The following is an 8,152-nucleotide window of genomic DNA, read 5'->3' on the forward strand; positions in this document are numbered from 1 at the left end:
CGCGCGGCGGCCGGGGCCGGGGCGCCGGGCCGGTCGGGGCGCACGCGAGGCGCCGCAGGTCGTCTCAGAGCCACCGCAGCTCCTGCATCCGTCGCACGATCGCCCAGCTCAGCACCAGGTTCCCCCAGCCGTTGAGGTGGATGCCGTCGGAGGCGATCAGCAGCGGCGGCACCACGGCCCGGGCGAGGGCGTCGTGGGTGGTGCCTTGCTCGAGCAGCTGCAGCGGCGCGAGCGGGGAGCTGGCCAGGCCCTCCTCCCCGGTCAGCAGATGCTGCACGTCCAGGAAGTGATCGCGATGAGCTTCCGCGAGCCCGGCGTTGACCTCCGCGACGGCCGCTCCCGTCGCCGAGCCGGCCTCGTCGTGCTCCGTGCACCAGTGGCCGAGGACGAGCGTGTCACCGGGCGCAGCGGCCTCGGCCATCCGGGCGGTGTGCTCGAGCACCCCCTCGACGTCGCGGATGTTGTTCTTCCCCATCCACAGCACCTGCCGCGATCCCTCCGCGATCTCGGCGAGCGAGGAGACGAACACGCCGCCGGTGACCGCATCCGCGGGGTCCGACGGGGTGAAGTACCAGGTACCCGAGCTGCCGTCGAGGATCCCGTCGACCCCGTCGACCCGGCCCGGCACCCGGATCGGGCCGGACGGGGCGAGGCCCGAGTCGAGCGCGACCTCGAGGCGGGAGGTGCCCGGCTCGGGGTCGCCCCGGCCGATCAGCGTCGGGGTGTCCAGGCCGCGCTGGAGCAGGGTGTGCCGGGACCAGGACGCGCCCACGCCGAAGGGGTGCACCGGTGCGGGGGCCGCCGCGAGCGCGAGGTGCTCGTGGATGCGCACCGGCACGGCGGTCGCCTCGTCGCCGCCCTCGGAGCTCATCGAGGAGGAGCCCCACAGCGTCAGCGCAGGGGCCTCGGACTCCGGATGCAGCAGGCGGCGCGAGGCCTCGGTGCCGGTCAGGGCGGAGGACGGGGAGAAGGGGGCAGCAGGCGCGGCCGGGGCGGCGGCATGCTGCGGCATCACGGTCCTCCGTGCTGGTCTGTGGGGCGAGCGCCCCACCGACGCTCACGGCGCCCAGCTTACTCGACGGGAACCTCCGCGGAAGGGGTGCCGGTGCAGATCACCGCGGTCATTCGGCGAGCGGCCGACGGGGCTCGGGCCGCCTCTCACGCCTGGTGCAGCGCCGGTGCTCCGGCGGGCACCACGTAGGTGCGGTCCACCTGGATCTCGGCACCGGGAACGGTCACCGCGTCGAGGGTCTTGTACTCGACCTTCAGCTCCGCGGTCGAGTACTCGGACAGGACGTAGCCGCGCCGGCTCTTGATGTACTTGATGTGCGGGTTCTCGGCGAGCACGTCGTCCTCGCCCTTGGCCTTGTCGCTGCCGTCGCCGCCCGAGGTCACCGCGGTGGTCACCAGCTCCACGCCGAGCGTGGCGGAGTCCGGCTCCCAGAAGTCGGCCTTGAGCTCGTTGGCGAAGTGGACGTGCACGTCGCCGGTGAGCACGACGGGGGTCGCGACCTCGTGCTCGTCCCAGGTGCGCACGATCTGGTCGCGGTCGGCGCGATAGCCGTCCCAGCCGTCCGAACCGAGCCTCGTCGTGGGGCCGGGGGCGCTGTCGCGCTTGGCGAAGAAGACGCTCTGCGCGAGCAGCTGCCAGGTCGTCCCCGCCTCGATCATCCCGTCCTGCAGCCACTGCATCTGGTCCTCGCCGAGGATCGTGCGCTCAGGGTCCTCCTGCTCGTCGCAGTCGGTGAACCACCAGGTCTTCCCGCCGTCGTGGCAGGCCTGGAGGTCGCGGTACTGGCGGGTGTCCAGCACGTGGAAGGTCGCCAGGTCGCCCCAGTGCAGGCGGCGGAACAGCTGGATGGAGGAGCCGACGGGGGCGCTGCTGCGCCGCAGCGGCATGTTCTCGTAGTAGGCCTGCTGGGCGGCGATCCTCCGGGCCATCCAGGCGTCGGTGGGCACCCCGTCCTTGGGGTGCACGCCCGCCCAGTTGTCCTGGATCTCGTGATCGTCCCAGGTCACGATCCACGGCGCGGTCGCGTGGAGCTCCTGCAGGTCGGGGTCGGTCTTGTAGGTCGCGTAGCGCAGGCGGTAGTCCTCCAGCGTGGTGCACAGCCTGTGGGGGTGCTTGCGGATCGTGGAGGAGCCGGGCCCGCCCTCGTAGATGTAGTCGCCGAGCGCGAAGACGAGATCGGGGCGGTCCTCGGCCGCACGACGGTAGGCGGTGAACCAGCCGCCCTCCCAGTGGGAGCAGGACAGGTGCACCATGCGCAGGTTCCGGCTGCTGCCGGCGGCGGGAGTGGTCAGCGTGCGGCCGGTGCGGGAGACGTGGCGGCCGGTGCGGAAGCGGTAGAAGAACTCGGAGTCCGCGGGGAGGTCCTCGAGCTCGACGTGCAGGCTGTGGCCCTCCTCGGGCAGGGCGATCTCGGTGCCGCGGCGCACGATGTCGCGGAAGCGCTCGTCGCGGGCCAGCTCCCAGCGCACCTCGACCGGCGCCGAGGGCATGCCGCCGCGGCCGTCCAGCACGTGCGGGTCCACGGCCAGGCGGGTCCACAGCACCACGGAGCTCGAAGTCGGATCGCCCGAGGCGACGCCGAGGGTGAAGGGGTCCTGGCGGCGCCACGCGCCGTCGTCGGCGAGGGCCGGCGCCGTGCCGAGCACCCCGGCGGCGGTCAGCGTGGTCAGCGACGCGGCGGTGAAGTGGCGCCGGGTCATCCGGCGCCGACGGGCGAGGTTCGCGCCGCGGTCGGGGGCGACGAAGCGGGTGGGCGGGGCGGGCTCGGCGGGGCGGAGATCGGAGGAGAGATCCATGGTCGTCCTTGTCCGGGAGGGGGAGGGCGACGCCCATGCTGGCCCGGATGGAAAGAACTCACGAGAGCGGCGGAGGAGAAGATAAAGATGTCCATCCAGTGCTCATCGGAGCGTGCGCGGGGGTTCACCGGCCCGTCATGGTCGTCCCGGCGCCTCCGCGCTCCGCCCTGGCCGCGCGCGGCCGGTTCAGCCCAGGTCGTAGTCGACGACGACGGGGGAGTGGTCCGACAGGCGCATGCCCTCGTGCTCCCGGTCCACCTCCGCGCGCACCGCCGAACGGGCCAGGCGCGGCGTGGCCAGGTGGTAGTCGATCCGCCAGCCGGCGTCCTTCGCGAAGGACTGCCCGAGCCAGGACCACCACGAGTAGGGGCCGTCCTCGTCCGGGTGCAGGCGCCGCACCACGTCCACGAGCGTGCGCGGGGAGAGCTGCTGCCCGAGCCACTCCCGCTCCTCGGGCAGGAACCCGTCGGTCTGCTGGTTGCGGCGCCAGGCGGCGAGGTCCTGCCGGGTGTGGGCGATGTTCAGGTCGCCCATCAGCAGGAACTCTCGCCCCGCGGCCGCGGCGGCACGGCGCGTGCGGGTCAGGTAGCGGGTGAAACCGTCCATGAACTGCATCTTCCGTGCGTGCTTCGCACCGCCGTCGGGCGCCTCCCGCATCCGCTCGGGTCGCTGCAGGTGCGCGGGGAGCCCGCCCTTGGGCAGGTAGAGGCAGGCGACGGTGACCGGGGCGTCCGCGAGATCCACCTCGAGGTAGCGACCCTCGGCGACGAAGCGCGAGAGTCCGCGGGCGAGCGGCACCAGGTCCTCGGCGGGGATCGGGGTGAGCGCCTCGTCGGGCGCACCGAGCAGCGCCGCCCCGGACCAGGTGCGCACCGCCGCGGGAGGCCGACGGGTCAGCACCGCGACCCCGTTCCGACCCGGCAGCGTCCCGGTCTCCAGCGCCACGTGGAAGTCGCCGAAGGCCCCCTCGGGCAGCTTCGCGGCCTGCGCCCGCACCTCCTGCAGCGCGATCACGTCGCAGCCGCGCGCGGCGAGCCAGCCGCCGAAGCCCCGACGATGGGCGGCGCGGATCCCGTTGACGTTGGCCGAGGCGATGCGGAGCATCCCCGCAGGCTACGCGGTGCCTCCGACGGGCCGCGTCAGGCGGTGACGGGGTCGCCGACGACGGGCCCCTCGGTGTTCGGCTTCCAGCCGAGCGCCGGCGCGACGTGCGTCGCGAAGTTCTGGAGGATCTCGAGGTTCAGGTCGACGCCGGCCTGGCTCGGGATCGTCAGCAGCAGGGTGTCGGCGGACATCACGGCGGCGTCGGCTTTGAGCTCCTCGATCAGCCGGTCGGGCTCGCCCACGTAGGTGCGGCCGAAGGTGGAGCGCGTCCCGTCGATGATCCCGATCTGGTCGCCGCCGTTGCCGCCGCCGGCGCCGAACAGCACCCGGTCGCGATCCGAGAGGATCGGGAAGACGCTGCGGGAGACGGAGACGCGCGGGACGTGGGTGTGCCCGGCCTCGCGGAACGCTTCGCGGAAGACGTCGATCTGCTCGGCCTGGAGGTCGCCGAATGCCGAGCCGTTCGCCTCTGTGAGCAGGGTCGAGCTCATCATGTTCAGGCCCTGCTGCCCGGTGCGCTCGGCGGTCGCTCGGGAGCCGGAGCCCCACCAGATGTGGCGGATGAGCTCCTCGGACTGCGGCTCGATCGCGAGCGGGGCGTGCGGGGCGGCGTCGGACATGTAGGGCTGCGCCGCCGCACGGGTCATCGGGTGGCCCTGGATGGCCTGCAGGAAGGTCTCGAACTTCGCCGCGGCGATGTCCGCGCCGCGCGGGTCGGTCGAGCCGGTGTAGCCGAAGGACTCCCAGCCGCGGTCCGCCGCCTCGGGCGCGCCGCGGGAGATGCCGAGCGCCACCCGCCCGTCGGCGATGTGGTCGAGGGCCGCGGCCTCCTCGGCGAGGTAGAGCGGGTTCTCGTAGCGCATGTCGATCACGCCCGTTCCCACCTCGATCCGCTGCGTGCGCGCGGCGACCGCCGACAGCAGCGGCATCGGTGCGGCGGACTGGCGGGCGTAGTGGTGGACGCGGAAGTAGGCGCCGTTCACGCCGAGCTCGTCGGCGCCGACCGAGATGTCGATCGCGTCGTGGAGCATCTGGCGGGCGGTGATCCCGCCCTGGGAGGGGTTGCCGCCGTAGTGGCCGAAGCTGAGGAATCCGAAGGCACGCATGACCGCACCCTATCAACTAGTTGAAAACGGGACCAGTGGTGAGGGGAGGGTGCGGCCATGGCCGCGAGCACCCCGAGAAGCCTCTCGTCCTGGCCGACTCCTCCGCCTGGCACGACCGGCTCCTCGCGCACGAAGGCCGTGGCGACGGCGAATGGCTCCTGCATGCGTCGAGGGGGCACCGCGAGGTGCCGACGCGCGTCGTGTCCGGCGCGCCCGCGGTGCGCCGCGACCGTCGTGCGGCCGCGAGGTGCGCTCGGCTCCGAGTCGAGCGCCCGACGACGCCCTGCGGTCAGCTCTGCGTCGAGCCGCCGTTCACGACCAGCGCGAACATCACGCCGAAGCGGTCGACGACCTGGCCGTAGTGGTCGCCCCAGGGTGCGAGCTCGAAGGGCATCGCGACCTTCCCGCCGCCCTCGGCGAGCCGTGCGAAGAGGTCCTTCGCCGACTCCACGTCCTCGAGCCCGATGAGGAAGGAGTAGACGTCCGAGCGCAGCGGCGGCAGCTCGTCAGCGGGCCCGCCGATCGCGTCGCCGCCCGAGACGGTGAAGAGGCCGCCGGTGAGGGTGGCGTGGGCGACCGCGCCACGCGGCGGGGCGAAGGGGAAGCCCGAGAGATCCGGGATCTCGTCGTAGGTCATCATCTCCAGCTCGCCGCCGAACTGATCCTGCCAGTGGGTGAGGACCTCCTGGCCATTGCCGGGGAAGGCGATGTAGGGCGAGTTCTGCGGCTGCGGCATGCTGACCTCCGGGCTCATCGGCGGGCGGCGACGTCGCGGCCCGGGGCGTCAGTCTTCCACGCCCCGGGCCGCGAGGGGAGGCTCAGTCCTCGTCGGCCTCTGTGGACTCGGCGGGACGGGAGCCCAGCTCGGCGTCCAGGCGCAGCAGGCCGGAGCCGTCCTCGCCGATCAGCTTCACGCGGCCGATGATCTCGGAGACGGTGGCCTCCTCCTCGATCTGCTCGTCGACGAACCAGTTCAGCAGCGGACGGGAGTCGTAGTCGCCCTCCTTGTCGGCGCTGCGGTACAGCTCGCGGATCGCCTCGGAGACCTTCTCCTCGTGGGCGAGGGCGGCCTCGAAGATCTCCAGCACCGACAGGCCGGGCGTCACGCCGGGCTCGGAGAGGGCGCCGATCGCGGCGTGGTTGCCGCGGTCCGAGACGTGCTGGATGAACTTGTTGGCGTGGACGATCTCCTCGTCGGCCTGGTGGCGCAGCCACGCGGCGATGCCGGGGAGGTCCTGCTCGTCCGCCTCGATGGCGAGCTGGCGGTAGGTGATCGATGCGGCGAACTCCAGGGTGATCTGGTCCTGGAACTTCTTCTCGAGATCGTTGCTCATCTTCATGGGCACGACGGTAGTCCTCCGACCAGTCGTTGTCACGCCTGGTGAGCCTTCCCTGACCTGCGATGATGCACTTCGGGCAGGCTTGCCTGACCGTGCGCGGCCGGCTCAGCCCCGCAGGTGAGCGGGCACGGGCCCGAGGGTGCGTCCGGGTACGAGCTCCCCCTCGACGAGTGTGTGCTGCGCCGGCGGCGGGGCACCGGCGAGCGGGCCCTCGGGGTCGTCCTGCGCGGCGACGAGCAGCTCCTCCATCCGCTCGACCGCCCGGGCGGTGACCTCCTCGACGGGCAGACGCACCGTCGCGAGCCCCACCAGGTCCAGGCCGTCGCCGAGCCCGTCGAAGCCGAGGGTGCTGACGTCCTCGGGGATGCGCACGCCCCGCTCGGCGGCGGCTCGCAGCAGGTCGAGCGCGACGTAGTCCACGGGGCAGACGATGCAGCTCGCGCGCTCCTCGCGCGCGGTGTCCAGGGCGCGCACCACGCCCTGCTCCACCGGCAGCAGGTCCACGGGGAGGGGGGAGACGCCGAGCTCCGCGCACCGCTCCACCAGGCTGCGGATCCGCAGGTCGAACACGCGCGAGTAGAGCAGCGGCGCGGTGAGCACGACGACCCGTCGGTGCCCGTGCACGGCGATCTCGTCGGCGACCGCGCGGCCGTGGGCGCGCTCGTCGTAGCTGATGGACTCGATGCGGGGGTGCTCGTTGGGGCGGCCGACGATCATCAGCGGCACCGAGGTCACGGTCTCCACGAGGTCCTCGGCGGCGGTCACGCCGGTGCCGACGAACACCCCGGCGACGCGCTGGCCGAGCAGGCGCCGCAGCCCGGCCACCTCGGCGGTGCCGTAGTCGTGGCGGGAGGCGGTCACGGAGATGAGGGTGCGCCCCGCCCGCTCGACCGCCCGGTTCGTCTCGGCCAGCAGGTGCCCGTAGGCGGGGTTCGTGCCGTCGCGGATCAGCAGGCCCAGCTGGCGGCCGTGGCGCATGGCGAGCCCGCTGGCGACGAGGTTGTGCACGTAGCCCAGGCGTGTGGCGGCCTCGTGCACGGCGATGAGGGTGTCGGGGGAGACCCGCTCCCCGTCGTTCTGGAAGACCCGCGAGACCGTGGAGCGGGAGACCCCGGCCGCGCGGGCGACGTCCTCCATGGTGGGCTGGCGCGGCATGGCGGCTCCTCCCGGTCCCGGATGCCTCGGGGTGCTGCACGAGCGCTCCGGTGCGCGTCGCGTCGGCGGCTGGTCCGGGGCAGGATAGCCCGGCCGGAAAGGCGCCGCGGACCGCCCAGGTGACCTGCAGGTGAAGACCGGGGGAAGGGGTCCGGAGCGCGACCGGGCCGACGACGAACAATCGGCACCGGGACGATGAACTTCCGGTGGACGCGCGGCGTACCGACGGTGCCGAGGGGTACCCGGAGGCCGGATGGGCACGACGTGGGAGCGCTCCCACCTGCGAGGTCAGGCGCTGTTCACGGTCGGTTCACCGAGCTCGACGGCTCCTTGGCGGATCGTCCCGCACCTTCCTACGGTGGCCTCGTCGAGGACGCCGGCGCCCGCCCCGCGGCCGCAGGGATCCTCGATGTGCCCGCTCCCGGATCCCGGTCCTGCGCAGCGGGCGAGGCGGACCCGCGAGTCCGCCGACGGCCGCCCGCCCCGGGCAGGGCGCGTCCGTCGCGCAGCCCGTCGTCCCCCGACAGCCCTCCGGGCCGTCCCGACCAGGAAGCTGGGAGCGCTCCCATGACAACCCCCGTCCGCACCCACGGCCCGGACCGCACGGCCGCCGCCGCTGCCGGTGCGTCGCCGCGCGAG

At 73.2% G+C, this 8,152-nt stretch carries 7 protein-coding genes; all 7 read right to left on the minus strand.

The window, feature by feature from the left end:
• Window positions 1-64: 64 nt before the first annotated feature.
• The 7 genes from HMPREF3159_RS01520 to HMPREF3159_RS01550 all read right to left on the minus strand — a co-directional run bounded on the left by HMPREF3159_RS01520 (window position 65) and on the right by HMPREF3159_RS01550 (window position 7,513).
• Entirely contained in the window at window positions 65-1,012 is a 948-nt protein-coding gene (locus HMPREF3159_RS01520) for a hypothetical protein (RefSeq protein WP_070499320.1), read from the minus strand.
• 146 nt (window positions 1,013-1,158) lie between these two features.
• Window positions 1,159-2,808, minus strand: coding sequence for an alkaline phosphatase D family protein (locus HMPREF3159_RS01525; protein WP_210388813.1), 1,650 nt, complete (start codon window positions 2,806-2,808; stop codon window positions 1,159-1,161).
• 186 nt (window positions 2,809-2,994) lie between these two features.
• Window positions 2,995-3,912 carry an exodeoxyribonuclease III gene (locus HMPREF3159_RS01530; protein ID WP_070499322.1) on the minus strand — a complete coding sequence of 306 codons (918 nt, stop codon included), beginning with the start codon at window positions 3,910-3,912 and terminating at the stop codon, window positions 2,995-2,997.
• A gap of 35 nt (window positions 3,913-3,947) precedes the next feature.
• Entirely contained in the window at window positions 3,948-5,018 is a 1,071-nt protein-coding gene (locus tag HMPREF3159_RS01535) for an LLM class flavin-dependent oxidoreductase (RefSeq protein WP_070499323.1), read from the minus strand.
• A gap of 289 nt (window positions 5,019-5,307) precedes the next feature.
• The gene (locus HMPREF3159_RS01540; protein ID WP_070499325.1) at window positions 5,308-5,754 is read right to left on the minus strand and encodes a VOC family protein; all 447 of its coding nucleotides are present in this window, start codon (window positions 5,752-5,754) and stop codon (window positions 5,308-5,310) included.
• Window positions 5,755-5,836: 82 nt separating this feature from the next.
• Window positions 5,837-6,358 carry a ferritin gene (locus HMPREF3159_RS01545; RefSeq protein WP_070499326.1) on the minus strand — a complete coding sequence of 174 codons (522 nt, stop codon included), beginning with the start codon at window positions 6,356-6,358 and terminating at the stop codon, window positions 5,837-5,839.
• Between the two features lie 105 nt (window positions 6,359-6,463).
• A complete protein-coding gene (locus HMPREF3159_RS01550) occupies window positions 6,464-7,513 on the minus strand; it encodes a LacI family DNA-binding transcriptional regulator (protein WP_070499328.1) in 1,050 nt (349 codons plus the stop codon).
• Window positions 7,514-8,152: the final 639 nt, after the last annotated feature.

The organism is Brachybacterium sp. HMSC06H03, from assembly GCF_001807385.1.
Lineage (GTDB): Bacteria > Actinomycetota > Actinomycetes > Actinomycetales > Dermabacteraceae > Brachybacterium > Brachybacterium conglomeratum.